This window comes from Actinomycetospora sp. C-140 (assembly GCF_054796175.1).
The window spans coordinates 1-975 of record NZ_JBTWNF010000046.1; the positions used below are offsets into that span (position 1 = coordinate 1).

The 975-nt window shown below is 72.1% G+C and carries 1 protein-coding gene; it reads right to left on the reverse strand.

From position 1 onward, the window contains the following. On the reverse strand, window positions 1–917 hold a 917-nt coding region (locus tag ACR9E3_RS32460; protein WP_460385204.1), incomplete at its 3' end, for an IS481 family transposase. Between the last annotated feature and the right edge of the window lie 58 nt (window positions 918–975).

Below are 975 nucleotides of genomic sequence, written 5' to 3' on the forward strand. Positions count from 1 at the left end.
GTGTGGGGGCGTCGGGTGTTGTAGTACTCGATCCATCCTTCGAGGGCCAGGGTTCGGGCGTGGTTGCTGGTGTAGGGACGGCGGTAGGCCCATTCGCGAGCCAGGGTGCGGTTGAATCGTTCGACCTTGCCGTTGGTCCAGGGGCAGCGTGGCTTGATGAACTTCTGGACCGCGCCGAGCTCGGCGGCCGCGGCGGCGAAGGCGTGGCAGCCGCGGTAGTTGCGGGCGTTGTCGGTGATCACCCGGCGGACGTGGGGGATGCCGGCGGCGGCGAACGCGGCCGCGGCCCGGGTCAGGAAGCCTGCGCAGGTGGCGCCCTTCTCGTCGGGGAGCACTTCGGCGTAGGCCAGTCGGGAGTGGTCGTCGACCATGGCGTGGATGTAGTCGAACCCGACCTTGCGGGTGGCGCCGGGTCGGGGTCCTCGGCCGTGGGCGCGCCACCCGCCGCCATCGGGGATGCGGCCGAGCTTCTTGACATCGACGTGCACCAGATCGCCGGGGTGGGGGTGCTCGTAGCGGCGGTCGCTGGCGCGGGTGGCGCGGATTGATTCGCCGGTGACCGGGTCGCAGTCGGCCAGCCGCGGCACCTGGTGGCGCAGGAGGATCCGCGAGATCGTGCGGGCCGGCACTCCGGTGCTCTCGGCCAGGAACGCCGGCCCGGTCTGCTCCTCGCGGCGGGCGGCCAGCACCCGCTGCTCGGTCGCGTCCGGGGTCCGCGACGGGCAGCTGTGTGGTCGGCTGGAGCGGTCGAGCAGCCCGGCCCAACCCTCGGCGTCGTAGCGCTTCACCCACCGGTGTGCGCACTGCCGTGACACTCCGAGCTCGGCCGCGACATGCGCGACCGGGCGGTCATCGATGCGGACACGACGCACCAAGGTGGTGCGCCCGTAGAAGGTCAGGCGAGCGTTAGCGTGCACAGGAAGGCCCTTCGTGGCGTGGCGGCGGCGTCAGACACCTCCACCCCGCCCGAAGGGC